The organism is Pseudomonas artemisiae (genome assembly GCF_057128685.1).
In genome coordinates, this window is record NZ_JBSKHS010000001.1 from 432,176 (window position 1) to 459,007 (window position 26,832).

A 26,832-nucleotide genomic window follows, 5' to 3' on the forward strand; every position below is an offset into this window, starting at 1 on the left:
GCGCCCGGCCTGCATCGGAAATTCCGATGCACAGCCGTGGCAAAGCCTGTTTTACCGAGCCGACTGCCTCGCTCCATCATGGCCCGCGTACCTGAACCCGCCAAGGCCCACTACTTGCAGCGATCACGCCCCTTTTTTTTCAGATCAGCCAGAAGGAACAGAAGATGCCGCGCAATGCCTTTGCCTTGACCCTGTTGGCCGCGAGCCTGCTCGCAACGGCCGATGTCAACGCCGCCGACAAGCTGATCGTCAGCACCTGGGGCGGCAGCTTCAAGGACCTGATCGACGAAGCCATTGGTAAGGAGTTCACCAAGCAAACCGGTGTAGAGGTGGAGTATGTAACCGGCGGCACCCTCGACCGCCTCAACAAGGCCAAGCTGGCCGGTACCGCGGAAACCGACCTGACCTTCACCACCTCACACGTGGGCTGGCTGTATGCCAACGACGGGCTGTTCGAAACCCTTGACCTGGCCAAGCTGCCCAACGCCGTGAACCTGGTTAAGCAAGCCAAGCTCAGCCCTGCCCACTTGGGCGTCTGGGGTTATGTGTACACCATCGGCTACCGCCCGGACCTGGTACCCAAGGGCGAAACCTTCGACAGCTGGCAGGACCTCTGGAAACCGGAACTCAAAGGCACCCTGGCCCTGCCGGACTGGGACCCCAGCCATATCATCGCGGTGTCAGCCAAGCTTTCCGGCAGTGATGCCGAGCATTGGGAAAAAGGCCAGGACAAGCTCAAGGCGCTGGTGCCCAACATCAAGTCCTTCTACACCAACGATGCCAACAGCCAGCAGTTGATCGCCACGGGCGAGACGCCAGTGCAGGTCATGCTGTCCATGAATGCCTATCACATGATCGAAGAAGGCGTGGACATCAAGCTGGCCATTCCCAAGGAAGGCGCTGTACTAGGTGTGGACGCCATGGGCATCAACAAGGGCAGCAAACATGCCGAGCTTGCCTACACGTTCATGAACCTAGCCCTCTCCCCCGACGTGCAGGCCCAGATCGCCAAGATCAACCACGGCAGCCCTGTGGTGACCAATGCGCACGTGGACCCGGAAATCGCCACGTTGCCAGGCATGCTCACTACCGCCGCCCAGTGGGACGCAACCTTGAATATCGACCCCAAGCTGCGGGCGGAGAAAACCGCTGACTGGCGCAAGTGGTTCTCGGAAAACATCATGGCTCATTAACCTGAGGCCGGCGCTCGCTAGCGGATGAGCGCCTTTTTGTAATGGCCGGCCCCGGCCCTCCCGGTGGAATCACCCGTGACTCGGAAACCTGCGTTTGTCCTATGGTTCGTGCTGCCCTCGGCTGTAACAGCGCTGGGCCTGATGATTGCCCTGCTGACCGTGCTCCAGTACAGCGTGCGGGCCTTTATCCCCGGTTCGCTGGACGTGGGCGGCTTTACCCTGGACAACTTCCAGGGGCTGTTCAAAAGCCTGTATGCCGAGGCCTTCCTCACGACCGTGTCGCTGAGTGTCAAGACCGCCCTGCTCGGCCTGCTGCTGAGCTACCCGCTGGCCTATGCACTGGTACGCGCACGCACGGGCTGGTTGAAGTCGGCCATTTTGATCATTGCGATCACCCCGCTGTTTCTTGGCGAAGTGGTGCGTACCTATTCGTGGATCATCGTGCTGGGCAGCAGTGGCTTTCTTAACAGCCTGCTACTGGCCATGGGCGTCATCGATAAGCCCTTGCAACTGATGTTCACCCAAACCGGCGTGGTGCTGGCGCTGGTGCATGTGACCATGCCCATCATGGTACTGATGCTTGCCACCGGCCTTTCCCACATCGACCCGGCCTATGAAAAGGCCGCCACCAGCCTGGGCGCGGGGCCGATCCGTGCCTTTCTGACCGTGACCCTGCCACTGTCACTGCCGGGTATCGTGGCCAGCGTGACCACAGCCTTTGCCTGGACGTTCAGTGCCTTCGCCACGCCCCAGCTTATTGGCGGCGGCAAGGTGAGTACCGTGGCGACACTGGTGTATCAGCTGGGGTTTTCCTCCCTGAACTTCCCCTTCGCCGCCGCGCTGAGCATCGCCGGGCTGGTGCTGACCGTGATGCTGCTGGCCGCGCTCAAGCGCATAACCCGTCCCCTGCATAACGTTGGAGGCCACTGACATGACTCGTTCGACTCGCGATAAATGGCTCGGCCATGCGGGGCAGCTACTGGTGGCCTTGATCCTGCTGTTCGTGCTGCTGCCCACCCTGGTGGTGATCATTGCTTCGTTCAGCAGCACCTCGGTGTTGTTTTTCCCGCCGAAGGGCTGGTCGCTGCGCTGGTTCGAACGGGCGCTGAACTACACCGACTTTCGCAAGGGCTTCTACGCCGGGCTGGTAGTGACCGCCTGGGCCTCGACCCTGGCAGTGATGATAGGTACCGCCTTGGCTATTGCGATCCACCGCTACGCGTTTCGCTGCAAACGCCTGCTGGAAGGGGTACTGCTGTCACCGCTGTTCATTCCGCATTTCACCATTGGCCTGGGCTTGCTGATGATGGTTGCGCAGCTGAACCTTGGCCGGGGCTATGCGCTGGTGGTTTTCTGCCACATCGTGCTGGTGCTGCCTTTTGTGCTGCGCAGCCTGTACGTGTCGCTGCACAACCTGGAACAGCGGATCGAGCTGGCGGCTGCAAGCCTTGGGGCTTCCCCCTTGCGGGTGGTATGGACCATCACCATCCCCCTGATGATGCCAGGCCTTTTCGGTGGCTGGCTATTTGCCGCTATTCTTTCCTTCAATGAGTTCACCGCCTCGCTGTTTGTGACGACCCAGGCCACCCAAACCTTGCCGGTGGCCATGTACAACTATGTGCGCGAATTCGCAGACCCTACGCTGGCCGCGCTGTCGGTGATCTATATCGCCGCCACCGCCAGCTTGCTGAGCCTGGCCAATCGGTTCCTCGGGCTGAGCCGGGTATTGAATGTAGAAGGGGCGCGCTGATCGGCGCTGGGCAACCCTGTTCTGGACCCTAACGGGATCAGGTTCACCTTGAGTTTATGGCCCTACCACCCCGCCCCAAATACCTCATTCAATTCATCCAACACCGCCTGGCTCAGCGGCTCAGGGCGGGGTTGGGTCATGAGCCAAAGGCGGGCGGTTTCTTCCAGCTCTTCCAGCGCATAGCTGGCCTTGCTTACAGAGCGTTCCCACACTACCGGGCCTAGCCGCTCAAGCATCACACCGCGTACCGCGTTGGCCAGCTCGGCCACTCGTTGGGCTACCAGAGGGGAGCCGGGGCGCTGGTAGCCGATCAGGGGAATGTGCCCTACCTTCATGACTTGGTAAGGCGTGAGCGGAGGGAGAATGTCGTTTTCTTGCCATACGCCGGCCAGGGTGAGGGCGACCAGGTGGGTGGAGTGGGTATGCACCACGCCGCCCACGCTGGGGTTACGGTCATACACTTGGCGGTGCAGGGCCAGGGTTTTGGAGGGCTTATCCCCGGATACCCATTCACCTGCCTGGTTTACCTTGGCGATGGCGGCTGGGTCCAGCCGACCAAGGCAGGCGTCGGTGGGGGTGATCAGCCAGCCGTCGTCGAGCCGGGCGCTGATGTTACCGGCACTGCCCACGGTGTAGCCGCGGCCGTACAGGCTATGGCCGACGGTGCAGATTTCCTCGCGTAGGGAGGCTTCACGGCTCATGTCCACTCTCCTGAAAGGCGACGCAGGGCTTTGCTAAAGAAGTCCGGGCTACCGAAGTTGCCCGATTTGAGGGTTAGGCCCAGCGGCTCACCCTGGCCGAAGGCTGCGGTGACCGGGACGCCTGGGTCGATTTGCCCGCCAATGCGCAGGGCGGTAATGCCCAAGGCTTGCACGACGGCCCCGGAGGTTTCGCCCCCCGCTACCACGAAACGGCGGGTGCCGCGCTGGTACAGTGCCTTAGCAAGGGTAGCCAGGGCGTCTTCGACCAGGGCGCCAGCGCGCTCCACGCCCAATTCGGCCTGCACGGCCTTGACCGTGGCCGGGTCGCTGGTGGCGTAAATCAGTACCGGTTCATCTCGGTCGGCGAAGGCCAAGGCCTGCTCCACTACCGATTCGCCCTTGGCCAGTTGCAGAGGGTCCACCCGGTAACCTGGCCGCCCGGCCTCAAGCCAGGCAGCGACCTGGCCATTGGTGGCGCGGGACGCACTCCCGGCCAGCACCACCGCAGGGCCCTCGATCACCGGTACGGTAGAGGCATCCACGTCAGCCAGCAGCCCGCGTTGGCGGAAGTTACCGGGCAACCCTTGGGCCACGCCGGAGCCACCCGTGATCAAGGGCAAATCGGCACAGGCAGCGCCCAGGGTTTGCAGATCTTTGTCGGACACAGCATCGGCGATGGCAATCGCTACACCTTCTTGGCGCAGCGCGGCCAACCGCGCCTTGGCGGCTTTAGGGCCGGCGGCCACGTGGTCGTAGCGCAACAGGCCTACCTTGCCCTGGGTTTGGCGTTGCAGCACGCGCACCAGGTTGGCGTCGGTCATAGGGGTGAGCGGATGATGCTCCATGCCCGATTCGCTCAACAGACCGTCGTTAACAAACAGATGGCCACGGAACAACGTGCGGCCCGCCTCGGGAAACGCCGGGCAGGCGATGGTAAGCCCCGCGCCCAATTCAGCCTGCAGTGCTTCGGTTACCGGGCCAATGTTGCCTGCGGGCGTGGAGTCGAAGGTAGAGCAGTACTTGAAGAAAAACTGCTCGCAGCCTTGGGCCTTGAGCCACGCCAGCGCGGCCAAAGACTCACGCACGGCCTCGGCGGGAGCGATGGTGCGGGATTTGAGCGCTACCACGATGGCGTCCGCGCTCAGGTCGCTGGCAGTGGCGGCATCAGGAATGCCGATGGTTTGCACGGTTCGCATGCCATTGCGCACCAGAATGTTGGCCAGGTCAGTAGCGCCGGTGAAATCGTCAGCGATACACCCCAGCAGCGGGCGACGAGCAGGGATCATGGGGTCTCCAAAAGCGCTATCAGGCGGGTAACCAAGGCTACCAGCGGATTCACAAAATCTAACATACGCCACCGCTCCGCTTGGACCGGTAGTCGATTAATGCACAGAATCCTAAACCAATCTGTGAATCAGTGTGAAATTATTTGACTTATTTGTTAATAGCTCACTAAGGTAGGCCACCGCCACCCGATCGCCAGCTGAGTGACCTGGGGCCAGAACAAAAGCTATGTGAGGACTATCATGAACTTCGAACTGCTGTTCGCCGATCAGGCGGACACTACGGTCCGTTACGCGCTGACCGGTGCCAAAGGGGGCTTCTCTCGCACCCTCCTTGCCCAAACCCGGCTGATGCCCAAGCTCTTCCCGGCCATCCTCTGTGACCTGGACGTCGCTGGCCTGCGCGCGTTGTGCCTGGAACTGGGCTATAGCGCCGAGCAACTGGTGGAGTGCCAGGATGCCGAAGCCGTGACCCAGGCCCCCGAGGACGCCATTGTACTGATTGCCGACGTTAACCTCTTGGCGGCGGAGCGTTACGACATTCTGGTAGAAGCCACAGGCAACCCCGCCATCGGCCATCGCGTGGCACGGCTTGCCTTGGAAGAAGGCCGGCACGTGGCCATGGTCAGCAAGGAGGTGGACTCGGTCGCAGGCATTTCCCTGTCGCGCCTGGCCGCCAAGCACAAGGTGGTTTACACCACCGCCGACGGCGACCAGCCCGCCAACCTGATCGGTTGGGTCAGTTGGGCCCGCACCCTGGGCCTGGAGATCGTTGCCGCGGGCAAGTCCAGCGAATACGACTTGGTGTTCGACCCACGCAGGGGCACCATTACCCAGCTGGATCACACCATCGACGCACCGGCCATGGCCGGCCTGTTGGAATTGGGCGATGACCTGCAAGCCACCCTTCAAGCGCGTCGAGCGGCCCTCAATGGCCTGAAAACCAGCGCCACGGCCGATTACTGCGAAATGTCCGTGGTCGCCACCAATACCGGCTTGGTGCCTGATATTGAGCTGCTGCACTACCCCATCGCGCGCACCGCGGAGCTGGCGGATATCTACGCCCTGCGCGAGGACGGTGGCGTGCTGCACAACAGCGGCGTGATCGAAGTCTTCAACGTGTTGCGCCTGCCAGACGAAGCCAGCTTTGCTGGCGGCGTGTTCGTGATAGTGCGTACCCACGACGCCCCAACCTGGGAGCTGCTGGCACAGAAAGGCCATGTAGTAAGCCGCAACCGCCGCTATGCCTGCCTCTACCTGCCGTACCACTTCATGGGCGTGGAAACCCCCATCAGCCTGCTCAATGCGGTATTACATGGGCGTGCTTCGGGCAGTGCCACACCGACCCAGTGCACGGTGCTCGCAGGCCGTACCACGGTGGATATCCCCGCAGGCACCGTGCTTGCCATGGGCGGCCATCACCACGACGTAACCGGCGTACAGGCTGTGTTGCTCAAAGGCAGCGAGGCACCGGCGAACGTAGCGCCGCTGTACCTGGCGGCCCACGCTACGACCAAACGGGCGATCGCCGCGGGCGAGCTGCTGCGCTTGGAAGACCTGGAGCACTACGACGCCGACCTGGCCACGGCCTGGGCCGAGGGTGTGACTGGCCGCTGATACCCCACGGGCGCCGGGCTAGGCGCCTACTTTTACCAGCAGAGTTCCATAACAATTATGACCAGTGAACTGCTTACCCTGTCGATGGCCACAGGCGCCATCGTGGCGTTGATCCTTCTGATCACCCAGCTCAAGCTCAACCCCTTCCTCGCCCTTACCCTTTCCGCCTTAGGGTTGGGTTTGGTAGCGGGCGTGGGTGCCAACGAAACCGTTGAAAGCTTCGCCAAAGGCTTTGGCGGCGCCTTGGCTAAAACCGGCCCGGTCATCGGCCTAGGCACCTTACTGGGCGGCATCTTGCTCGGTTCAGGGGGCGCCGACCGTATCGCCAACGCCTTCATTGGCCAGCGGCCGGTGCAGTACGCGCCCTGGGCCGTATGCGCCGCAGCGCTGTTGATCGGCATGCCGCACCTGTTCGACGTGAGCTTCATCATGCTCGCGCCCTTGGTGTACACCGTGGCCAAGCGCACCAACACCCACCTGCTGTACATCGGCCTGCCCCTGGCGGCAGGGCTGTATGTGTCTCACGGTTTGCTGCCCCCACACCCGGCCCCCACGCTGGCGGTGGCCGCGTTCCATGCCAACACCGGCCTGACCATCTTCTATGGCTTGCTGATCGCCGTGCCCACCGCGATCATCTGCGGCCCGCTGTTTACCAAGGCCATCAGCCGCTGGTTCGGCCCGGCTCCAGACCTGTCCGCAGGCCCCGTGGGCGCCACTGAAGACGCCCAAGCGCGCCCGGTATCCCTGGCATTGTCGATCATCTCGGTCTTGCTGCCGCCAGGGCTGATGCTGATCGGCACCCTAGGCATGGCCTACACCACCAAAGGCACGTCTGCCTATGGCTTCTTCGGCTCGCTGAACAACCCTATCCTGTCCCTGCTGGCGGCGGTGATCTTCGCCTTCTTCGCCCTGGGCCTGCGCTCTGGTTTCAACCTGAGCCAGGTAGGCAAGATGGCCAACAAGGGCCTGGCGCCGCTGGGTGCCATCTTGCTGATTCTGGGTGCGGGTGGCGGCTTCAAGCAGATGCTGACTTCCATCGAGCTGGATCAGTTGATTACCCACCATGCTTCTGGCTGGCCAGTGAACCCGCTGATCCTGGCCTGGGGCATCGCCGCCCTGCTGCGCATTTGCGTGGGCTCAGCCACGGTGGCCACCGTCGCGGCCACGGGAATCGTTGCCCCGCTCGCCTTGGTCCACCCGGAGCTGTCTCCAGAGTTGCTGGTGCTGGCCACCGCTTCCGGCGCGGTCATGCTGTCCCACGTCAACGACTCAGGCTTCTGGTTGTTCAAGGAGTACTTCCAGTTGAGCGTGGCCCAGACCTTCCGTACCTGGACCCTGATGCTCTCGCTGCAGTCGGTGATCGGGCTGATCGGTGTGTTACTGATCGAGGCGGTGATTCGTTGATATCATTGGCCGCACCCCGCTTGTCGGGGCCGTTCACCTGGAGCCCCGGTACGTGCCGAACAAAGACGAAAACGCAGTGAGCAATGGCGCCCCGATCATCCCCGATCAGCGCCGCGAGCTGATGTGGCGGCAATTGCGCCGCCACCACGTACTAAGCGTGCATCAGCTCACCGAGATGTTTCAGTGCTCGCACATGACCATACGCCGGGACATCGCCATCCTTGAGCGCGATGGCCTGGCCTACTCGGTGCCCGGGGGTGTGCGCATTGCCAGCCAAGTGAGCAGCGAGCCCAGTCATCAGCTCAAGGCGGTGGCCGAGTTGCCGCAAAAGCAGGGCATGGCGCAACGGGCCGCGGCCCTGCTGCACCCGGACATGACGGTCTACCTGGACGCCGGCACTACCACGCTGTCGCTGGTGCCGTACATCCGCCAGCACCGGGGCATGACGGTAGTCACCAATGACTTCACCATCGTTCAGGCCCTGGCCGACGCTACTGAAGTGGAGGTGATTCATACCGGCGGCCAGCTGGACCACCCCAACCGTTCAAGCGTCGGCCCCTTGGCCGCTGCCACCTTGCGCCGCGTGGCCACGGACATTGCGTTTATCTCCGCCAGCTCCTGGGACCTGAAGCGCGGCATCACCACCCCCTCGGCGTCAAAGGTAGACGTCAAGCAGGCTGCCCTGGACTCTGCCGCCCAGACCGTCCTGATCGCTACCAGCTCCAAGTACGGCACCTTCGGCACTTTTAAGATCGCGCCCTTGGAAAGCTTCGATTTGATCATCACTGACACCGCTCTGGCGGAAGCTGCCGCGTTAGGCATTCGGGGGCAGGGCTTGGTGCTGGACTTGGTCGAGCCTTCGCCCATGGACACCCTCGAAGCGGGTTAGCCAACCGCTGTAGCGCCTGGAGGGTGGCTGGTATAGGATCCGAGCAACCCTCCGCCGCAAGGATGCAGCATGATCGCCGCCCTCAAACGCTACCCCCTGGATGTAAACCTGCTGCTGGCCAGTGGGTTGCTGTTGACCATGGGCCGTGCGATCACTGTGCCCTACCTGGTGGTTTACCTGACGTCGCACTACGCCATGGGGGTCTCGCAGGTAGGCGCCTTGGTGGGGGGTGCGATGATCGCAGGCTCGCTGCTGAGCCTGTACGGCGGTTACCTGACCGACCAGTTAAAGCCTTTCCGTTTGATCCTGGCGTTCACCGGCTGCTTTATTTCGGGCTTTGTGGGCATGTGCCTGGCACCGAGCCTGGTGGTGTTTTTCCTGTCGCTGGTGTTGTTCAACTTCGCCTACTCGGTGATCGACGTGGCCGCCAAGGCTACCTTCGGGCGGTTGTTGCCTAGCCATGAACAAAGCCGTGTGTATTCCATGCGGTACACCCTGATCAACATCGGCTACGCGGTGGGGCCGTTCATTGGTGCGGGGTTGGCGGGGGTAAGCTTGAAGCTGCCCTTTATCATATCGGCGGCGCTGGGCACTTTGTTCTTCTGCGTGTATGCCGCCTGTGCAGACCGTGGCTTGGCCCATGCCCCCTCAAACGTGAGCCCCTTTTCATTCGCCCAGGTGGGCAAGGTGCTGCTCAAGGACAGGCGCCTGGTGTGCTTCACCTTCGGCGGCATACTCAGCGCGGTAATGTTCGGCCAGTTCGCGGCTTACCTGTCCCAGTACCTGGTGGTGACCTCCGACGCGCAGCACGTGTATTCGGTGATCACCATATTGTTGGCGGTCAACGGGGGCGTGGTCATTACCCTGCAATACTGGCTGGGCAAACGTATCGACCAGCGCTACCTCACCCAGTGGCTAATGGCAGGGCTCGCGTTGTTCCTGGCCGGCTTGGTCGGGTTTTCCATGGCCAACAGCCTGCTCGCCTGGGCCCTGGCCATGGTGCTGTTCACCCTGGGGGAGATCATCGTGTTCCCCGCCGAATATATGTTTATCGACCGCATCGCCCCAATGCACTTGCGAGGGATGTATTACGCCGCGCAGAACCTCTCCAACCTTGGCGCCGCCCTGGGGCCTATCGTGTGCGGGATCTCCCTGGCCTACCTGCCGCCCATTGCGATGTTCTACGTACTGGCGGCCTTCTTGATCGTGGGCGGTGGCTTGTATGTGCTTGGGGGGTCGATAAGCAAGCCTTCGAAGCTATAACGGACCCTTATTTCCGGGGGTGCGCCTGCTATGGCCTGTTTAAAACGTTTTCGGGTGGGACCGCGCAGCCGAACGCCTCAGCTTTACGTGGCGAATGTCCGTTGCGGGAGGTAAGCCGAACAGGCGCCCGTACTCTCGGGTGAATTGCGGGATGCTTTCATAGCCAACGTCATAGGCCGCTTTTGCGATGGGCAAGCCTTCGAGGAGTGCGCGCCTGGCTTCGATCAGGCGTAGTTGCTTCTGGTATTGCAACGGCGTGAGGGAGGTAATCATTCGGAAATGGGTATGGAACCCAGAGAGGCTCATGCCTGCTACCTCCGCCAGTTGCTCCATGCGCAACGGCCGGGCGAAGTGTTCGCGAATGCACGCGGTGGCGCGGCTGATTCTATAGGCATGGCTGCTGGTAACCCCAAGGGCCCGGATTGCACCGCCGTGGCGCCCTGACAGCAGCCAGTAGTGAAGTTCTCTGAGCAGTTGGGCTTGCAGGATGCCGATCGACGCCGGTTTATCCAGAAGACGCAGCAAGCGTAGCGCGGTGTCTGCGACTTCGGCCTCCGTATGCTCGACCCTCAGCGGTTGATTCACACTGAAGGGGGCTGACCCTATCTCGACCACCAGCGACTCTATCAAGGCCTGGTCAAGCTCCACCACCAAGGCCAGGTAGGGTTCGCTCCCAGATGCGTGGGTAACCTGGCTGACCGTTGGCACATCGGCGCAAATGATCAACGATTCCGCCGCACCAAACTCAACAGTGTCATTGCCCATGGATACACGTTTTCGGCCCTGCAACACCAAGGCCACCAGCGGCTTGGAGATGGCGTAGAGCAATGGCGTGGGCTGGGTTTCTCTGAGGACAACCACGCCAGCGAAGGGCGTGAGCGCTACGCCAGCCCGGTGGTTGGCATCCGCATAACGGCTGGCCGCTTCAAGAAGCTCGTTCATAAGTTATCCCCTGCTGCGCCAATCCGGCGTATTGCAGCGCTCAACGCGTAGGTACGCAATCAAAATGGATAATCCCGCAAGGCATTTGCAGGAATAGGCAAGCCCGCTACCGCCCTCGCCTCTTGCTTCGCCACACCATGCCTAGGCAAGCGCAACCTTGGCTGAACAGGCAAGGCGCTTCAATGATCAGGCAGCCTGCCAGGCCTTTTAGGCGCCATTGTTGCAGCACCTTTATTCGCCACTTAACAAGGGGAAAACCATGACGACCGTTTCTATCGTGACAGGGGCCAACCGTGGGCTCGGCCGCAACACTGCGCTGGCTATCGCGCGCAGTGGCGGCGATGTGATACTTACCTACCGCAAGGGCGTGGAAGAAGCCCAGGAGGTAGTGGCCGCGATCACCGCCATGGGCCGCCAGGCCGTGGCGCTCCAGCTGGATGTGACCGATGTGGGCGCGTTCCGGGCGTTTGCTGAAGAGGTGGGCCAGCACTTAGCGAAGCATTGGCAGCGTGCTACGTTCGATCACCTGATCAACAACGCTGGCCAGGGCGAAATGGCCACGCTGCTGGAGACCACCGAAGCGCAATTCGACGCGCTGTTTAACACCCACGTTAAAGGCGTGTTTTTCCTGACTCAGGCTTTGGCACCGTTGTTGAATGACGGTGGCCGTATCATAAATTTTTCATCGGGGCTGACCCGCACCTCCATGGCAGGGTTCTCCGCGTACGCGGCCGCTAAAGGAGCGGTCGAGGTGCTTACCCTGTACATGGCCAAGGAATTCGGCGGGCGGGGCATTACGGTCAATACTCTGGCCCCAGGCGCGATCGAGACGGACTTTCTCGGTGGTGCCGTACGCGACATACCTTCGCTCAATAAACAGTTCGCGGAGATGACCGCGCTGGGGCGGGTAGGTATGCCAGACGATATCGGCCCGGTGGTGGCAAGCCTGCTCAGCCCGAACAACCGTTGGGTGACCGCGCAGCGCATCGAAGCCTCTGGCGGCCAGTCCATCTAGCCACCGAGACGGTAGGGCACCTGCATGCCGCAGCCTCGGGGGCAGAGGCTTACTTCTTGTTCTGGCTCATGGTTTCCCGGTACAGATCCAGGAAAGGCGCTTCAGCGGGGTCGATGCGGTCCATGCCAGCGGCGATTCGGTGCCAGTAGGGGTACTGGGGCGCCAAGCGGGTAGCCTGTTCAATTTGCTTGTAGTCTTGCTCATCGAGTACCAGCTCCACGGCTTTGAGGTTGTCTTGCAGTTGCTCCTCGTTGCGCCCGGCGGTGATCACGCTGGTGATACCAGGGCGGTCCTTGAGCCAAGCCAGGCAGACACGGGCGATGGAGCAGCCGTGGCGCTCACCGACCTGAATCAGGGTTTCGATGATGTCGTAGGCGCGCTCTTGATCGTGAACGTAGGGTTCTGGCCAGTCGCTGCCCTGGCGGGTGTTCGGTGGGGTTTGCTGACCACGGCGTACCTTGCCGGTCAGCAGCCCTTCGCCCAACGGCCCCCATACCAACGTGGCAAAGCCTTGGTCGAGCGCCATGGGCAGTAGCTCGTACTCGGCTTCGCGTGCTTCCGGGGTGTAGTAAATCTGCTGGGAAACGGGCTGCTGCCAGCCATTCAAGCGCGCCGCGCCTAGGGTTTTCATCATCTGCCAAGCGGTGTAATTGGACGTGCCGAAGTAGCGGATTTTGCCGCTCTGCACCAGGTGATCCAAGGCCGCCAGGGTTTCTTCCACCGGAGTAACGCCGTCCCAGTTATGGATCTGGTACAGGTCGATATGGTCAGTGCCAAGGCGCTTGAGACTGGCCTCGCAGGCACGAATCAGGTGGTAGCGAGAGGCGCCACTGTCGTTACGGTTCTCGCTCATGGGGCTGCGGGCCTTGGAGGCGAGAATGATGGAATTGCGCCGCTCACCCAGCGCCTGGCCGACGATCTCTTCCGCCAGGCCATGGGAATACAGGTCTGCCGTATCCACCATATTCACACCGGCGTCGAACGCTAGGTCAAACATGCGGGCCGCTTGGCTGGCATCTACGCTGCCCGTTTTTTCGAAACTTCCTCGCCCACCAAAGGGGACCGTTCCCACGACCAACTCGGATACGAGTAAACCGGTATTGCCTAGCGCACGATACTTCATAGGGTTCTCCTTTAATGCGTGAATCAAGGAGAGAGGCACCAGGCACATGATGCCCCACTCTCCAGTACCGACGGCCTGGGGCGCTTAATCGTTCAACCGGGTCTGCTCGTAGGGGATGATGATCTGCTCATCTGGACAAGCATTACAAGCCGTAGAGTTTGGTAGCCTGATACATCGACGTGATGAGGCTGGCTTCAGAATCACCCGGATTAATGCAGACGGAAGCCGCTACGAACACCGTCGACAGTCCATAATCCTCATGTATAGAATATATTGTAGGGGATATTCTAATAGGTACAGACGCGAGTCGATGTCATATTGGGAGATTCACCCAATCGTTCTAGTCCACTCCTAAGCCGTAAACGTCCGACTGCTTTAGACATAAGCGATCAATAGGTACTATAGGACGCGGCAAGTAACCGTTCATACTCCCCTTGAGTATTAACCAACCTTCCGCTCAGGCAAACCTTTCAAAAATTGCATGATGACTGCTACAACCTCACTGCCACGCTCTAGGTAAGGCACGTGCCCTGTGTGCTCAATAATCTTGCCGTTAGCGTTGGGTAATTGCCTTAATATTATCGCTAGCATATCGGTAGAAAATACTTGATCGTCGCTGCCCCAGATTACTAGCGTATTGCAGATGATGTACGGCAATCTCTCGCTCAGTAGATCAAGCCCCTCTTGTCGCGTGTCGGCAACTATTTTCTGAACAGTTGCGTATCTGGCTCGGCCGCTGGCGGCCAATGCACGGGCAAGGCAGCCGGGAACTTGGGGAGGCTGTACGAACAAGAAGCTCCAGAAACGCTGCATTTCCTCGACCGTACGATAGCCGAAGTCCATCTCTTGTGCCTGCAGAGCGGGGCCCAAGGCTGCTTCGCCAAGCCCGGCAGGGGCCAACAGTATTAGGCCCGTGATGCGCTCAGGTTTCTTAGCGGCATAGAGCGCCGCTACACAACCACCCAGCGAACTACCAATTAACACGATAGGGCGTGCCGACAACCAGTCGAGCAAGCCTTCAAGCTCGGTAAGCATTCCTTGCGGCCCAAGCGCCTGTTTGGGCGAGTGAGCAGACTCCCCGTGCCCCGGCAGGTCAATGAACAGGCAATGGTGTTCACGGGCAAGCTTGCTTACCGCTGGGCCCCATTGATCCTTGCTAGCACCCAGACCATGAAGCAATACTAGGCTGGGTCCCGCCTGGGGCCTACTTTCTAGATAAGCCAGGCGTCCGTAGCGCCGCAGTTTCAGCGCCACACGCCAGCGGTTAACCTTACGTAGTGCCGTAAGTAGTAAACAATCAACGACGTTCATCAAGCGGCTCCTGGTCATGATTATCCGCAGATTTAAGAACGTTACGCGTAGGCAGGCGTAGTTGGCAGAGCGCGACCCCCAAGAGCGTAAGCACGGCTCCCAATAGCAAGCGCTGACTAATACCCTCTGCAAGCAGGACCTGGCTTACGGCAATTGCAAAGATCGGTACCAATAGCAAATACGGAGCCAACTGTTGGATGTTGTTACGCCCCAGCAACCAAAACCAAAGGCCAAACCCAAGCAAGCCACCGCTGAGGGCGGTGTAAATCATCGCGCACCAGGCCTGTGTGCTTGCGCTTACCACCATGGGCCACTGCTCACTTTCCTGTGCCCAGGACCAGAGTAACAATTGCGTCGCCGCGACAATTGCCGTCCAGGCATTCAACGCCAGAGGATCCAGAGGCCCCATCCGCTTGGTCAATACCGACCCTATAGCGAACGCCAAGGCAGCCAGCGCGACCAGTACCATACCAGGGAGCGTGGCGTTGGCTTCATCACTAGCGAGCAATACCAGCACACCAGAAAACGCCGTAACAATGCCCACAATCACCTTTAATTTTAGTACTTCGCCGAGTACCAGACAGGCTAAGATCAACGAGAACGGGGTGGCCAGCTGATAGATGATCGCTGATGTTGAAGCATCCACCCGAGCTATGCCGCAATACAGTAGGCCAAAGTGCAGCGTCCCTGTCACCGTCGAGATTACCGTCATCGGTACAATCCGCGTCCGTTGGCAGCGTCCTAAGAAAGGTATTAGGAACAGTGCCATAATCGCGTAACGCATGGCGACCATCAGAATCGGGGGCAACTCAGCACCGCCGATCTTAACTGCGGTAACCTGGGCGCCCCATAGGAAAGCCACTAGCAACGCGAGGATGGAGTCTTTTAATGACATGGCGAACATCTCGCTTCAGTAGTTGAGTCGGGCGTACAAGGCTTTGCGCTTTGCCCTATGGGAGTCGATTACATTGAGCCTACGATAGTGCTCGACGAGCCGGTCTAAGGTTTCGCACAACGCCTGTTCGGCTTCTGGATCGTGGACCAATTGGGTCTGGAAGCAGGGAGGAAAGCCCGATCCCACAAGAATCATCTTGTTCAAAAGCACATTTAGGACGACTTGAGCGAATACGGTTGTGTGACCATAGCGACGCCCGACTACGGCAATTGCTGCGAGCTTGTCGCGGAGCGGGCGTTGGCGAGGGCGCATATATCCATAACCTACCCGCTCTAGGAATGCTTGGAAGCGGCTGTTGAGCCCGTAGGCATGCATGACCGGCACATAGAGCAAAGCATCCGCGCGGTCCAAGCGCGATACCAATTGCTCCACATCGTCAGGTATGGCGCAATCTTTCGTCGAGCAGGCATTGTCCGCATCGCAGTAGTCGATACGATATTCTTTGAGCCAGATCTCCTCGATATCAGCCTCTTCGCCCATGTGTCGGCGAACCAGCGCCACCACCCGTGCGCTGACCCCAAAAGGCCGGCTTGAACCGACTATGATAGCCAGTTTCATTGCTCAGGAAGCCTCCCTCGATTTTTCTTCGCCTGCTAGATAAGTATTCAACGCTTCCTCCAATAATTGCCCGGTCAACCATAAGGTCACGCGGGCAACTTCCTTTATCTGAAGACGATCTTCCTCGGTATTGACCGCACGCTCCATGGCTAGGCGGACCTCCTCAGCATGCTTTTCGTCAATGGTCGAATGCGCGACGAAGAAGGTCATCTGCTCGTCGTTGAGGTTCAGATCGGCGCGAAAACGGTCAAGTACAGGCTGAATATGCTCATATACGTCCTCGGCCCAATAGCTGTAGCCCAGTCGTGCTATTGGCCCCTTGCGAATAGCCAAATCGTTTAGGAAGGCAATCAGTGCCTGAGTGGGTGCCAGCGGTGCCGGCATCTTCTGAGGCAGCAAACCGACAGCCTCCAGATCACGCAATACCATACGCTCGTGACCCAGTTCCTCTAAGGCGTGCTTATAGACGAAACGAAGCAGCGCGGTCTGATCTGGGGCTGCGCTGAAGGCACAGGCAGCCTGGTTTAGCGAGTTGTAACGGGTGTAGTGGTAAACCTGCAGCATCACCTGCTGATAAAGCGCAGGTGGTGTAGCATTGGACAGGCTGAACTTCCAGTACTTACCCTGCTTAATCTGGGCCCAGCCCGCTTCAACGATAGCGTCAAGTTCCTTGATAAATGCTCGCATTTCAATTGGCTCCTTTGAGGATGTGGTAAACATATTCGAGTTCCAAGTAAATTAAGCTGTAGCGACGCTCTGTCTGCATTCCTACCCAGGTAACCTGGTCCACAAGCACCCGCCCGCCGAGCCCAACATAGAGAGCAGTCAGTTGCCCACGGCAGAGCGCCGAGATGAATCTCAAGTGGGTGTTAGTCTTCAGCCAGATTGCCGCCTCTAACAAAAAAGTGCGCAGATGGCAGCCGCCGCGGTAGCGATCATCCAACACCAAGCGGTTGGCGTCGAAAGCATCGGTCGGCATCTTGAAATGCGAATGCACATCAACCGTTCGCTCGACGAAACTTAGGCCGTGCCCCAACGGGGTAATCCGGAGTGTGCCGACCACATGCCCGTCGTCCAGATAGACTAAGTGGTAGGAAAGTGCATCCCGCAACTGCTCGCGGCGCTCGTAATCATCCTCCTGCGCTGGATTTTCTCCTAGATGGAGCATCCGGAGTTGCTTAACGGCTTCAAAAAGGTGGTTGGTAGCACTAATTACACGTACGGAGAGGCCCATAACTGCACTCACTAGCCTTTACGCTGATCAACAATGCGTGCTTCTTTCCAACTAAACCAACTACCTAAGTTCACATGTTCTGCCAGGTCTTCCACTACCATGACTGTGGCATTGACCCCCAGACGCTCGCGCATCCGCTCTTTGATTAGTAGTACCAAGCGTACTCGGTCACCTACGAAGAAACGCGACATTTCAAGCTTGGCAATGACAGTGTCGCGGCCGTTGGCACAGCTGAGGATAATTTGGTAGCCAAGGCATTGTTCGACGCCTTCAAGCAGTGCCTGCTCGATCTGCGCTGCAGAAAACGCACGATCGTTCAGTTGTACAGCGTCCTTGACCCGACCGACAATCTTGACGATGTGACGCATGGACTGAGGATAGCCTGGGCGCGGTTGGATCGATACCAAGTCGCCTGTACGGTATCGGATCAATGGCTTGCTGCCAGGAATCAGCATGGTCACGCACAACTCACCCTCGCCGGTTGCTCCAAGGCTACGACTGGTTACCGGATCTAATACCTCAATGAGATAGTTCAGACGATGAGGCACTAACTGGTCATTGGCATTACAAGCTGCAATGATCATTGCCTCCTGCGAGCCATAGAGACTGTTGTATGCTTCTGCTCCCCATAGGCTGAATAGATTGTTCTTCAGCGCCGGTGTGCATAACTCGCCGCTCATCATGAACGCGCGTAAGCTAAAGTCTTCACGTGGGTTGAAGCCTTGTTGCTCGGCCTCCTTCGCCATTGCTAACAACAGACCTGGCGCCGACGCCAGAATACCAATACGTAGATCCTTCAACAGCTGCAGCGCTTTGGGCCAACCAATTACTGGGGAATGCGGCCATAATTTGGCATTGCACAAATTGAGCTGTGTGCAAACGTCGCCCAAAGTATCCCCAAAAGAGTGCACTTCAGTTGGGCCCATGATGCCGACCACGGGCTTTTCACCGGAAAAATGCTTTTCTACCACTGCCTGATAGGCCATGGCCAATTGACGATTGCTGGCGTGGCTTTCTTTGCGATCCCTTGGGCAAGGGGTTGCCGGGCCAGTAGTGCCAGTGGTTTCGTAGTAAAAGATCGCATCCTCCAGAGGGCCAGATAAAATATCAAAGCCCGCCTTTCGCAAATCGTTCTTGGTGGTAAATGGTAAGGCCGTCAAAGCATCCAGCTTCAGGTTGCTGGCATCGATCTCAGCCAAGTGCCGGGCGTAGAATGGCGAATTTTTCTTAACATGATTGACCACGTTACACAGTTGCTGTTGATGCCATTCGGCTAGGGCAGCATCGGTTAGCGTATCAGTCCAGTAGGCATGATGAATCAGGTCGTATCTTTTCTTGAAATTGTCCAGTTGCTCTTTCATCTCTGGCGCTCCGGGCGAGGGAAATAAAGCTCAGCGACCAGTACGTTAATGTCTGAAATTCTTGTTACACAGCTGTTGTATTCCGCAGTTGCGCGCAAAGCTATTTCTTGCTATTCGCGAAATCTTAACCATGCATGGCATTCTTATTATTGCTGGACCTGTTACAGTTTAATACCTAATTGGATAGTTAGATTAATTTTAACGCTGACAATGAGCCTCAAGATGGTTGACAGATCAAATATGAGCTGGTAACTTCGAGAAACTTAGTCTCCCAACCAAGACCGAGACATCCGACATGTATTACTACCTTTCTGCTATCCGGTCCTTGAAGAGCTATCCTAATAGCTGTTCTCGCGCCGTCTTGGCTATCTTTAAGAGTAATACTTGGCGTTGCTAATACAGCGACGGCCAGTATCCGTGGCCTAACAGCCGTCCGCCGGTTTTTCTTTTCCAAATCCTGAAGCCTACGGCGCCATGCCCTGCTGACTATTAGTCTGTACAATTTTCAGGTGGTAGCCCTAATAAAATCGGAAATAGCCGTTGGCCAGCAATGAGTTATTACTCAGCCAATTTAAATTTTGCCAAGCATTTTCTATTTCTTGGTGTATCTATTGAAAACGCTTGCACTGCTGAATCTAGGAATGACAATAGCAATGGAAAAAAATATACTAGACGTGGAAGTTACTCGTCATGAAGAACGTCAATCAGCCGATGCACTTGATATCTACACGCATGCACTTGCAAAATTCGGCCAGAATTCGGTGTTTATTCTTGAGTCTCTTTCTGGCCCCAGCAGGGATCGCCGTGCCACCATCATTGGCCTTGAGCCACTTTTTGAAGTTTGTATCGATGAACGGCAGGCCCGCCTTTGCGGTCAGCCCGAACTTTGCAGGCACATTTATGACTGTTTGCGCGAATATGGTCTGAAGATAGATCCCGACCTGCAGATTGAACTTCGGGACCACGAAGCCGCCTGGGATTTGTTGCGATATATTCAAGGCTTGTTCGCGCCACAGCCTAGCGCGCCACATAGCCTGGCCTACTTCGGTTATTTTTCGTATGACAGTGTGCGCTTGATCGAGCGCCTGCCAAATCTAGCGGAAGAAAACCATAGCTATCCGCTCATTGCTTTGTCGGTTTACCAGACCCTAATTTATTATTACAGCAACGGCACGATTGAGACCCTGATAAATAATCATCCTTTGTGGAGCGCGCGGACACTTCAGGACTATTCATTTCTACAGGCCCCAATTCCTTCCGGTGCGCAACAACCACCACGCTATCCGCAAGCATTCGAAGAAATACGCACTGTTACCCCTGAACAATTCAATCATCGAGTAGCAATGGCCATGGAACATATACGTGCTGGGGACGTGTATCAGATCCAGCTAGGCCATGAGATTCGTATTCGATCGAAGATTGCGCCGTTCGACGTTTACAAGGGCTTACGCATGCGAAACCCATCCCCCTACATGTACCTTGCGCACGTTGGGGGTATTGACCTAATCGGCGCTAGTCCCGAGCTGTTCGTCAGGATCAAGGAAGGCTTGATCGAAATGCGCCCTATAGCCGGGACAGTGGGCAAGAAACCGGGGGTTGACCCGACCGAGTTAGTGTTAGAGCTCACACGTTCGGAGAAAGAGCGTGCGGAACATCTCATGCTCATTGACTTGTGCCGCAATGACGTTGGCCGGGTCTGCCAGGCAGGCTCCCTTGAGGTCGATGAGTTCATGCTGGTGGAAGAATATTCCCATCTTTACCACATGGTATCGAATGTTCGGGGACTGCTCCGCCCAGGGCTGGATGCTTACGACGTAATCCGTGCAACCTTCCCCGCCGGGACTATGTCGGGTGCGCCAAAGATTAGAGCGATGGAGCTGATTGAAGGTATGGAAAGCAACCAGCGCGGCATCTATGCAGGCGCACTTGGCCTGATCGGCTTCGATGGCAGCGTCAATACGGCACTATGCATCCGGTCCACAGTGCATAACCAGGGCACCTACTATCTGCGCGCATCTGCAGGCGTAGTTGCAGACTCGACGCCTGAAATGGAGTGGAAAGAAACACTATACAAGATGGGTTCCGTTTACCGCGCGGTCACTGGAAAGGAGATCGCCGTATGAAAGCTTTCTTAATCGATGCCTATGACAGCTTTGTCTTCATCATCAGCCAATACCTTGAAGAACTTGGCCTAGAAACCTGTGTCGAGCGGCATGACCAACCGGGCTTAATTCAACGTATCGAAGCATTCGCACCTGACTTTTGTGTACTAGGCCCCGGGCCCGGGCATCCAGCGGATGTTGGCTATATTGAGCTTATCCACCATTTTGCAGGTCGATTACCGCTACTGGGTGTCTGTCTTGGGCACCAGGCCCTCGGCCTAGCGTTCGGTGCCAAGGTCGGCCGCGCTCCTCATGTGATGCATGGCAAGGTAAGTGAAATAGAAAACGATGGTAAAGGCGTCTACGCCCACACTCGAGGCCGCCCGATCAAGGCCACGCGCTATCATTCCCTGATGATCGAATACCTCGACCTACCTCAATGCCTGGAAGTTACCTCTAGGTCCACTGACGATGGTTACATAATGGGTGTTCGCCATCGCAACTTAGCAGTAGAAGGCGTTCAATACCACCCTGAAAGTATCCTCACCGAAAATGGCTTTGACCTTTTCCGAAGCTTTATTAGGCATTATGTAAATTAATTTTAGGCATATCCAAAACTGGCTTTAACCATATAGCGACTCTTAAAAAGCGTGCTCCCAAGAAATTGGCGGCATCCACATGAGACTGGAAAGATTATAATTTCAACATGAGCGAAATGTTTATGGAAAAACAAAATGCGTCGATTTCTACGCACCTGCAAGCGGAGGCTTCTGTACTCTTAACCAGTTTCACCAGCATTGCAAAACACGTCAACCGTTGCGACTGGGAACGCTCGCTAAAAAAAATACTTGGCCAACTAGGCTTCGCAAGATACTTAATTAGTCTTGGCCCAGTTCATCAATACGACAAGAACCCGTTAGCCGACGTCATCACTACATTTCCCAAGCTCTGGCTGGAACATTATTGCAGCCATGAACTCATTAAGATTGATCCTATCCTTACCCACTGCCGTCGTGAACTGGTACCAATATTCTGGGCCGCCGAGCACCGAAAGGCACGTGGCCATTCGCGGCAGTTTTGGGAGCAGCGCGCGCAATATGGCCTTCGTAACGGCCTGAGCATACCTTTACATTATGGACTATTGAGGGGCACGCTAAGCGTGGCATTCGAAGAAAGCCACGTCGAGAATCAACGACGTCTTTCAAATGATGCGATAAGCCAGCTATTCATGCTCGTACCATACTTGCTGGCTGGCATGCGTCACCGTTTATACGCCTTGACGCCAGTGCGTCAGGACCTAACGCCGAAAGAAATAGAGTGCCTGTACTGGGCCGGTGCCGGAAAAACGAGCTGGGAGATCAGTCACATCCTTTCTTGCGCTGAACGAACAGTCGATTTTCACTTACTTAATGCTAGGCGCAAGCTTGGCTCGGTCAGCCGACAGCAGGCTGTCAGCATCGCTGCCACCAATGGAATTATTTCACCTGTTCTTGGCAAGTCATGCTGTAACCCGGGGAGTTGTCTCCTCTGTGATTCAATACCTCCATAACATCGACCGCCTAGACACTGTGTAACAACAGCGCGCCGTGACCTAGAGAACGTTCGCCAAAAACTGCCGCGTCCGAGCCTCTTTCGGTTGGCTGAAGATCACCGCCGGCGGTGCGCTTTCCACCACCTTGCCGCCATCGAAAAACACTACCCGGTCGGCCACTTCTCGGGCAAAGCCCATTTCATGGGTGACCACAATCATGGTCATGCCCTCTTGGGCCAGCTCTTTCATCACGCTGAGCACTTCGTTTACGGTTTCCGGGTCCAGCGCGGAAGTGGGCTCGTCAAAGAGTAATAGTTTTGGCTTCATAGCCAAGGCACGCACGATGGCCACCCGCTGCTGCTGGCCGCCCGACAACTGCGCCGGGTAACCGTCAGCCTTGTGTTTAAGCCCCACCCGGTCCAACAGCGCCAGGGCGGTTTCGCGGGCCAGGGCTTTGTTCATGCGTTTAAGCTTTACCGGCGCCAGCATCATATTGGCCAGCACGGTCATGTGGGGGAACAGCGTGTAATCCTGGAACACCATACCCACATCCTCGCGCAACCGGGCCATGGCCTTGCGGTCCCCTGCCTGGGCCACGCCGCCGCCATCGATCAGCACCTCCCCCGCCGAAGGCTCTTCCAAGCTGTTCAGGCAGCGGATAAAGGTGGATTTACCTGACCCACTAGGGCCTATGATCACTACCACCTCACCGGCGTTGACCTCCAAGTCCACACCTTTGACCACTTCGTGTTCGCCGAAGCGCTTGCGCAGGCCACGCACGCTGAGCATGGGGCTCATAACGCAGCCTGAGCCTGGGCAGCGCTGTTCAGGCGCTGTTGGGCTGCCGCCAGGCGTTCACGGTTGGCTTGATTAGCTTCGCGGGCCTTAGCCAGGCGCGCGCCGGCCTGCTGTAAGGACGGCAGCAAGGCGCTGAGCGCGGGGCCGCCAGCGGAAGCACGGGCCTGCACGTTGGCGGCAGGGTCTAGGCAGTGGCGTACCTGTTCGGCGTTTAGGTTCAGGGCATGGCCCAACTGCTCCTGAGCGCAGCTATCGATCATTGCGCTGTCGATGCGGTAGGCCGGCAGCCCGGCGTCCATGGCCATACGCACCGCCGCGCCCACCACGTGGTGCGCCTCGCGGAAAGACAGGTCGGCCTCGCGCACGATCAAGTCCGCCAGCCCAGTGGCGGTGGAGAAATCTTCGCCCGCCTTGCCCAGTGCCGGGGCCACGTTCGGCGTTGCGGTGCGCAGCACCAGGCCCAGTAGCTTGAGGCAGCGCTGGGTTTCTTCCGCGGCCTCCCAAAAGCCCCGGGTGCCTTCGCGGTTACCGTCGCCGGTGTGAGAGAAGTTGGTGCCCTTGACCGTGGTACTGGCGCCCATCAGCAGGCCGACGATATGCCCGCTGCGGCCCTTGAGGTATTCCAGCACCGTGGGGTTTTTCTTCTGGGGCATGATGCTGGAGGTGGCCGCCACGCTATCAGGGAAGTCAATCAAGCTGAACTCATGGGTACTCCACACGAAGTAATCCTGGGCCACGCGGCTCCAGAACACCGCCAGCAGGCTCAAGTGGGAGAGGCTTTCCAGAATGAAATCCCGAGAGCCCACGGCATCCAGCGCGTTATCCAGGTAGCCATCGAAGCCCAACAGCTCGGCGGTGCGGGCCCGATCGATGGCAAAGGGGGTGCCCGCGAAGGCCGCCGCGCCCAAGGGGCTCTGGTTCATGGCCGCCAATGTTTGCTCTAACCGGTGGCAATCTCGGGCCAGCGCCTGCTCCACCGCGGCCAAATAGTACCCGTAGGTGATCGGCTGCGCGGGCTGGAGGTGAGTGTAGCCGGGCATGGTCACCTCGGCGTAACGCTCGGCGTTAGCCAGGGCGGCTTCGCGCACCTCGTACAGGTTGTCGATCAAGTCCATCAGCACTTGGCGGCAGCGCAAGCGATCAAGGGTAGCGAGGATGTCGTTACGGCTGCGCCCGGTGTGCAAGCGCCCGCCTACATCGGCGCCGATCTGCTCGATCAGGTGCGCTTCATAATTGAAGTAAGCGTCTTCCCTTGAAGGGTCCAGCACCACTGCATCCGGCCCGGCGGCCTCCATGGCCAGCACACCACGGGCCAGGGCGCGCGCATGCTCAGCGCGAATCAGCCCGCACTCAGCCAGCATCACGATATGGGCCTTGTTGATATCACCCAGCGCGGTAAAACCCGTGGCGAACCCTTCCAGGCGAGGCCGGTAGATGAACTCGTTCACCTCAGGCGCGGTGGTTTCTTTCAGGCGACGACTGACTTTGGACTGTTGCACGGTCAAACCCCTCTTGCTCGCGACGCTGGACTGCCCAGGCGACGCTCCAGATAACGACTGAACCCGCTCAGCGATGAACAGATAACGAAGTACACCAGCAGCACCATGCCGTACACGCTGAAGGCCGGGCTTACGCCAGTCATCACGGTGGAGCGCTCGATGATGATCTGGCCCACCTTGAGAAACTCACCCACCCCCACCAGCGCGCCAAGGGAGGTGGCTTGCACCAGCATCGTCAGCGACCCGGTGTAGGCCGGCAAAATCGCCCGCATGGACTGCGGCGCGATCACGTAGAGGTAGATCTGCCAGGGCCGCAGCCCCAGGGCCCAGGCGCTTTTCCACTGGTGACGGGCCACCGACTCCAACCCGCCGCGCACTACCTCGATACCGTTGGCGCTGCCCCAGAGGGTGAGCCCGGTGGTGACGGCCGCGAAAGGGCTCAGGTCCAGGCCCAACATGGGCGCGCCAAAGAAGATAAAGAACACGTTGACGATCAGCGGGATCGAGCGAAACAGTTCCACATAGGCGTGAATGGCCCCGCGTACCAGGCGATTGCGCACGGTGGCCAGCACCCCGAACACCGCGGAAATCACTGTAGTGAACAGCAAGATGACCAACGCCAGGCGCACCGTCATCCACAGGCCCTTGGCAACAAAACCCCAGTTTTCGATCAAGAAATTCATCAGAGCCTCACTGCCGGAACGGGCGCTGCAAATGAGTGGCCAGCCGCCCAGTGGCCAGGGACAACACCGCTACCAACCCCAGGTACAGCACGCAAATGGCGCTGAACATTTCGATGGCGCGGAAATCCGTGGCAATCCGGTCCACCGCAACGAAGGTCAGCTCCGCCAGGCCAATGGCTTGTAGGTAAGAGGAGTTCTTTAGCAGCGAAATCGCCGTGTTGAGCATAGCCGGCAGGCTGGTGCGAAACGCGATGGGCAAAGCCACCAGGCAAAAGTAATGGCGCGGGCGCAGGCTCAGGGCAAAGGCCGCCTCGCGCATGCCCCACTCCACCGTGGCCAAGCCGCCGCGTACGTTTTCTACCTGGTAAGCCCCTGCCCAGAGCGACAAGCACAACACCCCAGACCAGAACAGCGACAGCTCAAGCCCCACCGCTGGCAAGCCATAGAAGATAAAGAACAGCTGCACCAGGATGGGCGTGTTGCGCACCACTTCTACATAAAGCGCCACCGCCTGCGAGAGCACCGGAATGCGCATAGCCCGCGCGCCACCCCCGAGCACGCCCACTAGCAGGGAGCACAGGATGGCCAGCAGGGAGACCCGTAGCGTGACCAGCAGGCCGTCCAACAGCGCCGGCCACTGGGCCACCAAGTAATTGAGGTCAAAGTCCATGGCCAGGCCCGCTTACAGTGCTTCGGCGGGCTTGGGTTGCTCGAACACACTCAAGTAATAACTCTGGATGTTCTCCGGCACGTAGGCCTGTACCCAGCCATGGAACAGCTTTTCTTCATGCATGCGCGCAACCGCCGCGCTCAGGTAATCGCGCCAGGCGGCTTCGTTCTTGCGCACGCCGATGGCCGCGTCCGATAGCTGGAAAGGCTCGCCTACCAGGCGCACGTTCGGGTCGTTGGCCGCGACCACCACCAGGGTGGCGGCATCGTGGGTGTAGGCATCGGCACGGCCCTGGCGGAAGGTCTGCAAGGCATCGGCGACGCTGTTCATGCGCAGGGTTTTCACGCCGGGCATGTGGTCCTCGAACCACTTGGCCTGAACCGAGCCCTTAAGGGTGGCCAGGGTTTTACCGTTAAGTTCGGACACCTTGGTGATGTTGCTGTTTTTGTTCACAACTACATCACTGGCGCCCCAACGGTAGGGCGTAGTGAAGTCGATCACCCGTTGCCGCTCCGGGCTCACCCCCAGGGTCGCGATCAGCATGTCCACCTTGCGCCCCAGCAACTGCGGCACACGGTTCTCGGCCGTTACGCAGGTGAAGCTGACCTTAGCCGCCGAGCCCAGGGCCCATTCGGCAATCTTGCGCGCCATCTGCACCTCCACCCCGGCGAACTCGCCGTTGCCATCCTGAAAGCCATAGGGCGGCTGGTCGCAGCGCACACCAGCGCGCACTTGCCCGGCGTCTTTGATCTGCTCAGGCACCGCAGGCAACTCAGCCGCCTGCGCAAGGGTGAGGCCTTGGGCAGCCAGTGCCAAGGCGATGGCGGTCATAAGGGGTTTGAACGAGAACATAGTGCCTCCTGGTCGATAGGCGCCTGCCGGTTTGGGCGGCGCAATGGACAACGCAGTTAGGGCAGACAGAAGGAGGAGCGTTGGAGCGGCATCTGCGT

26 protein-coding genes are annotated in these 26,832 nt (G+C 58.6%); 11 read left to right on the top strand and 15 right to left on the bottom strand.

Annotated elements, in window-relative coordinates; all coding sequences use genetic code 11:
- Positions 1-164 precede the first annotated feature (164 nt).
- The 3 genes from ACWKV4_RS02005 to ACWKV4_RS02015 all read left to right on the top strand — a co-directional run bounded on the left by ACWKV4_RS02005 (position 165) and on the right by ACWKV4_RS02015 (position 2,943).
- Positions 165-1,193, top strand: a complete 1,029-nt coding sequence (locus tag ACWKV4_RS02005; protein ID WP_483830451.1) for an ABC transporter substrate-binding protein — start codon at positions 165-167, stop codon at positions 1,191-1,193.
- Between the two features lie 75 nt (positions 1,194-1,268).
- Positions 1,269-2,123, top strand: coding sequence for an ABC transporter permease (locus ACWKV4_RS02010; protein WP_483830452.1), 855 nt, complete (start codon positions 1,269-1,271; stop codon positions 2,121-2,123).
- Position 2,124: 1 nt separating this feature from the next.
- Positions 2,125-2,943: an ABC transporter permease gene (locus ACWKV4_RS02015; RefSeq protein WP_483830453.1), complete on the top strand. Its 819-nt coding sequence runs from the start codon at positions 2,125-2,127 to the stop codon at positions 2,941-2,943.
- A gap of 62 nt (positions 2,944-3,005) precedes the next feature.
- Here ACWKV4_RS02015 and otnC read toward each other — a convergent pair whose 3' ends face one another.
- The gene (gene otnC / locus ACWKV4_RS02020) at positions 3,006-3,644 is read right to left on the bottom strand and encodes a 3-oxo-tetronate 4-phosphate decarboxylase (protein ID WP_483830454.1); all 639 of its coding nucleotides are present in this window, start codon (positions 3,642-3,644) and stop codon (positions 3,006-3,008) included.
- Entirely contained in the window at positions 3,641-4,930 is a 1,290-nt protein-coding gene (otnK, locus tag ACWKV4_RS02025; RefSeq protein WP_483830455.1) for a 3-oxo-tetronate kinase, read from the bottom strand. Before otnK ends, otnC begins: the two co-directional genes overlap by 4 nt.
- A gap of 240 nt (positions 4,931-5,170) precedes the next feature.
- On the opposite strand from otnK, the gene ACWKV4_RS02030 reads away from it, so the two are divergent.
- The 4 genes from ACWKV4_RS02030 (at position 5,171) to ACWKV4_RS02045 (ending at position 10,100) form a co-directional block, all read left to right on the top strand.
- Positions 5,171-6,544, top strand: a complete 1,374-nt coding sequence (locus ACWKV4_RS02030) for a hypothetical protein (protein WP_483830456.1) — start codon at positions 5,171-5,173, stop codon at positions 6,542-6,544.
- Positions 6,545-6,601: 57 nt separating this feature from the next.
- Positions 6,602-7,948, top strand: coding sequence for a GntT/GntP/DsdX family permease (locus ACWKV4_RS02035; protein WP_483830457.1), 1,347 nt, complete (start codon positions 6,602-6,604; stop codon positions 7,946-7,948).
- 52 nt (positions 7,949-8,000) lie between these two features.
- Positions 8,001-8,837, top strand: coding sequence for a DeoR/GlpR family DNA-binding transcription regulator (locus tag ACWKV4_RS02040; RefSeq protein ID WP_483830458.1), 837 nt, complete (start codon positions 8,001-8,003; stop codon positions 8,835-8,837).
- 69 nt (positions 8,838-8,906) lie between these two features.
- A complete protein-coding gene (locus ACWKV4_RS02045) occupies positions 8,907-10,100 on the top strand; it encodes an MFS transporter (protein WP_483830459.1) in 1,194 nt (397 codons plus the stop codon).
- Positions 10,101-10,139: 39 nt separating this feature from the next.
- Here ACWKV4_RS02045 and ACWKV4_RS02050 read toward each other — a convergent pair whose 3' ends face one another.
- Positions 10,140-11,042: an AraC family transcriptional regulator gene (locus ACWKV4_RS02050; RefSeq protein WP_483830460.1), complete on the bottom strand. Its 903-nt coding sequence runs from the start codon at positions 11,040-11,042 to the stop codon at positions 10,140-10,142.
- A 259-nt stretch (positions 11,043-11,301) separates the two neighbouring features.
- On the opposite strand from ACWKV4_RS02050, the gene ACWKV4_RS02055 reads away from it, so the two are divergent.
- Positions 11,302-12,057, top strand: a complete 756-nt coding sequence (locus tag ACWKV4_RS02055; RefSeq protein WP_483830461.1) for an SDR family NAD(P)-dependent oxidoreductase — start codon at positions 11,302-11,304, stop codon at positions 12,055-12,057.
- Positions 12,058-12,106: 49 nt separating this feature from the next.
- On the opposite strand, the gene ACWKV4_RS02060 is transcribed toward ACWKV4_RS02055, so the two are convergent.
- From ACWKV4_RS02060 to ACWKV4_RS02090, 7 genes are all read right to left on the bottom strand, one after another.
- A complete protein-coding gene (locus ACWKV4_RS02060) occupies positions 12,107-13,180 on the bottom strand; it encodes an aldo/keto reductase (RefSeq protein ID WP_483830462.1) in 1,074 nt (357 codons plus the stop codon).
- 441 nt (positions 13,181-13,621) lie between these two features.
- Complete coding sequence (locus tag ACWKV4_RS02065; RefSeq protein WP_483830463.1) at positions 13,622-14,491, bottom strand: alpha/beta fold hydrolase; 870 nt, start codon at positions 14,489-14,491, stop codon at positions 13,622-13,624.
- A complete protein-coding gene (locus tag ACWKV4_RS02070; RefSeq protein WP_483830464.1) occupies positions 14,478-15,386 on the bottom strand; it encodes a DMT family transporter in 909 nt (302 codons plus the stop codon). The genes ACWKV4_RS02065 and ACWKV4_RS02070 overlap by 14 nt, the downstream gene beginning before the upstream one ends.
- A gap of 15 nt (positions 15,387-15,401) precedes the next feature.
- Complete coding sequence (locus tag ACWKV4_RS02075) at positions 15,402-16,004, bottom strand: flavodoxin family protein (RefSeq protein WP_483830465.1); 603 nt, start codon at positions 16,002-16,004, stop codon at positions 15,402-15,404.
- Positions 16,005-16,007: 3 nt separating this feature from the next.
- On the bottom strand, positions 16,008-16,691 hold the full coding sequence (locus ACWKV4_RS02080) for an iron-containing redox enzyme family protein (RefSeq protein ID WP_483830466.1): 684 nt from the start codon (positions 16,689-16,691) through the stop codon (positions 16,008-16,010).
- 1 nt (position 16,692) lies between these two features.
- Positions 16,693-17,238 (bottom strand): acetyltransferase, encoded by a 546-nt coding sequence (locus ACWKV4_RS02085; RefSeq protein WP_483830467.1) that lies wholly within the window; start codon positions 17,236-17,238, stop codon positions 16,693-16,695.
- An 11-nt stretch (positions 17,239-17,249) separates the two neighbouring features.
- Positions 17,250-18,599 (bottom strand): phenylacetate--CoA ligase family protein, encoded by a 1,350-nt coding sequence (locus tag ACWKV4_RS02090; RefSeq protein WP_483830468.1) that lies wholly within the window; start codon positions 18,597-18,599, stop codon positions 17,250-17,252.
- Between the two features lie 653 nt (positions 18,600-19,252).
- Here ACWKV4_RS02090 and ACWKV4_RS02095 point away from each other — a divergent pair.
- From ACWKV4_RS02095 to ACWKV4_RS02105, 3 genes are all read left to right on the top strand, one after another.
- Positions 19,253-20,722 (top strand): anthranilate synthase component I family protein, encoded by a 1,470-nt coding sequence (locus ACWKV4_RS02095; RefSeq protein ID WP_483830572.1) that lies wholly within the window; start codon positions 19,253-19,255, stop codon positions 20,720-20,722.
- Positions 20,719-21,300 carry an anthranilate synthase component II gene (locus ACWKV4_RS02100; protein WP_483830469.1) on the top strand — a complete coding sequence of 194 codons (582 nt, stop codon included), beginning with the start codon at positions 20,719-20,721 and terminating at the stop codon, positions 21,298-21,300. The genes ACWKV4_RS02095 and ACWKV4_RS02100 overlap by 4 nt, the downstream gene beginning before the upstream one ends.
- 107 nt (positions 21,301-21,407) lie before the next feature.
- Positions 21,408-22,250, top strand: a complete 843-nt coding sequence (locus ACWKV4_RS02105; RefSeq protein WP_483830470.1) for a helix-turn-helix transcriptional regulator — start codon at positions 21,408-21,410, stop codon at positions 22,248-22,250.
- A 42-nt stretch (positions 22,251-22,292) separates the two neighbouring features.
- On the opposite strand, the gene ACWKV4_RS02110 is transcribed toward ACWKV4_RS02105, so the two are convergent.
- From ACWKV4_RS02110 to ACWKV4_RS02130, 5 genes are read right to left on the bottom strand one after another with little or no spacing between them, the layout of a single operon-like run.
- Entirely contained in the window at positions 22,293-23,030 is a 738-nt protein-coding gene (locus ACWKV4_RS02110; protein WP_483830471.1) for an amino acid ABC transporter ATP-binding protein, read from the bottom strand.
- Positions 23,027-24,529: an argininosuccinate lyase gene (argH, locus tag ACWKV4_RS02115; RefSeq protein ID WP_483830472.1), complete on the bottom strand. Its 1,503-nt coding sequence runs from the start codon at positions 24,527-24,529 to the stop codon at positions 23,027-23,029. The genes ACWKV4_RS02110 and argH overlap by 4 nt, the downstream gene beginning before the upstream one ends.
- A gap of 2 nt (positions 24,530-24,531) precedes the next feature.
- Entirely contained in the window at positions 24,532-25,212 is a 681-nt protein-coding gene (locus ACWKV4_RS02120; RefSeq protein ID WP_483830473.1) for an amino acid ABC transporter permease, read from the bottom strand.
- A 7-nt stretch (positions 25,213-25,219) separates the two neighbouring features.
- Positions 25,220-25,882, bottom strand: a complete 663-nt coding sequence (locus ACWKV4_RS02125; RefSeq protein WP_483830474.1) for an amino acid ABC transporter permease — start codon at positions 25,880-25,882, stop codon at positions 25,220-25,222.
- A gap of 12 nt (positions 25,883-25,894) precedes the next feature.
- The gene (locus ACWKV4_RS02130; RefSeq protein WP_483830475.1) at positions 25,895-26,734 is read right to left on the bottom strand and encodes a transporter substrate-binding domain-containing protein; all 840 of its coding nucleotides are present in this window, start codon (positions 26,732-26,734) and stop codon (positions 25,895-25,897) included.
- Positions 26,735-26,832: the final 98 nt, after the last annotated feature.

Bases quoted from the DNA above. Each gene is read 5' to 3' on its own strand.
- otnC (WP_483830454.1), bottom strand. From the start codon at position 3,644: ATGAGCCGTGAAGCCTCCCTACGCGAGGAAATCTGCACCGTCGGCCAT.
- ACWKV4_RS02085 (WP_483830467.1), bottom strand. From the start codon at position 17,238: ATGGGCCTCTCCGTACGTGTAATTAGTGCTACCAACCACCTTTTTGAA.
- ACWKV4_RS02130 (WP_483830475.1), bottom strand. From the start codon at position 26,734: ATGTTCTCGTTCAAACCCCTTATGACCGCCATCGCCTTGGCACTGGCT.
- ACWKV4_RS02055 (WP_483830461.1), top strand. From the start codon at position 11,302: ATGACGACCGTTTCTATCGTGACAGGGGCCAACCGTGGGCTCGGCCGC.
- ACWKV4_RS02105 (WP_483830470.1), top strand. From the start codon at position 21,408: ATGAGCGAAATGTTTATGGAAAAACAAAATGCGTCGATTTCTACGCAC.
- ACWKV4_RS02015 (WP_483830453.1), top strand. From the start codon at position 2,125: ATGACTCGTTCGACTCGCGATAAATGGCTCGGCCATGCGGGGCAGCTA.
- ACWKV4_RS02035 (WP_483830457.1), top strand. From the start codon at position 6,602: ATGACCAGTGAACTGCTTACCCTGTCGATGGCCACAGGCGCCATCGTG.
- ACWKV4_RS02045 (WP_483830459.1), top strand. From the start codon at position 8,907: ATGATCGCCGCCCTCAAACGCTACCCCCTGGATGTAAACCTGCTGCTG.
- ACWKV4_RS02080 (WP_483830466.1), bottom strand. From the start codon at position 16,691: ATGCGAGCATTTATCAAGGAACTTGACGCTATCGTTGAAGCGGGCTGG.
- otnK (WP_483830455.1), bottom strand. From the start codon at position 4,930: ATGATCCCTGCTCGTCGCCCGCTGCTGGGGTGTATCGCTGACGATTTC.
- ACWKV4_RS02100 (WP_483830469.1), top strand. From the start codon at position 20,719: ATGAAAGCTTTCTTAATCGATGCCTATGACAGCTTTGTCTTCATCATC.
- ACWKV4_RS02030 (WP_483830456.1), top strand. From the start codon at position 5,171: ATGAACTTCGAACTGCTGTTCGCCGATCAGGCGGACACTACGGTCCGT.
- ACWKV4_RS02070 (WP_483830464.1), bottom strand. From the start codon at position 15,386: ATGTCATTAAAAGACTCCATCCTCGCGTTGCTAGTGGCTTTCCTATGG.
- ACWKV4_RS02095 (WP_483830572.1), top strand. From the start codon at position 19,253: ATGGAAAAAAATATACTAGACGTGGAAGTTACTCGTCATGAAGAACGT.
- ACWKV4_RS02005 (WP_483830451.1), top strand. From the start codon at position 165: ATGCCGCGCAATGCCTTTGCCTTGACCCTGTTGGCCGCGAGCCTGCTC.
- ACWKV4_RS02090 (WP_483830468.1), bottom strand. From the start codon at position 18,599: ATGAAAGAGCAACTGGACAATTTCAAGAAAAGATACGACCTGATTCAT.
- ACWKV4_RS02050 (WP_483830460.1), bottom strand. From the start codon at position 11,042: ATGAACGAGCTTCTTGAAGCGGCCAGCCGTTATGCGGATGCCAACCAC.
- ACWKV4_RS02075 (WP_483830465.1), bottom strand. From the start codon at position 16,004: ATGAAACTGGCTATCATAGTCGGTTCAAGCCGGCCTTTTGGGGTCAGC.
- ACWKV4_RS02065 (WP_483830463.1), bottom strand. From the start codon at position 14,491: ATGAACGTCGTTGATTGTTTACTACTTACGGCACTACGTAAGGTTAAC.
- ACWKV4_RS02120 (WP_483830473.1), bottom strand. From the start codon at position 25,212: ATGAATTTCTTGATCGAAAACTGGGGTTTTGTTGCCAAGGGCCTGTGG.
- ACWKV4_RS02060 (WP_483830462.1), bottom strand. From the start codon at position 13,180: ATGAAGTATCGTGCGCTAGGCAATACCGGTTTACTCGTATCCGAGTTG.
- ACWKV4_RS02110 (WP_483830471.1), bottom strand. From the start codon at position 23,030: ATGAGCCCCATGCTCAGCGTGCGTGGCCTGCGCAAGCGCTTCGGCGAA.
- ACWKV4_RS02125 (WP_483830474.1), bottom strand. From the start codon at position 25,882: ATGGACTTTGACCTCAATTACTTGGTGGCCCAGTGGCCGGCGCTGTTG.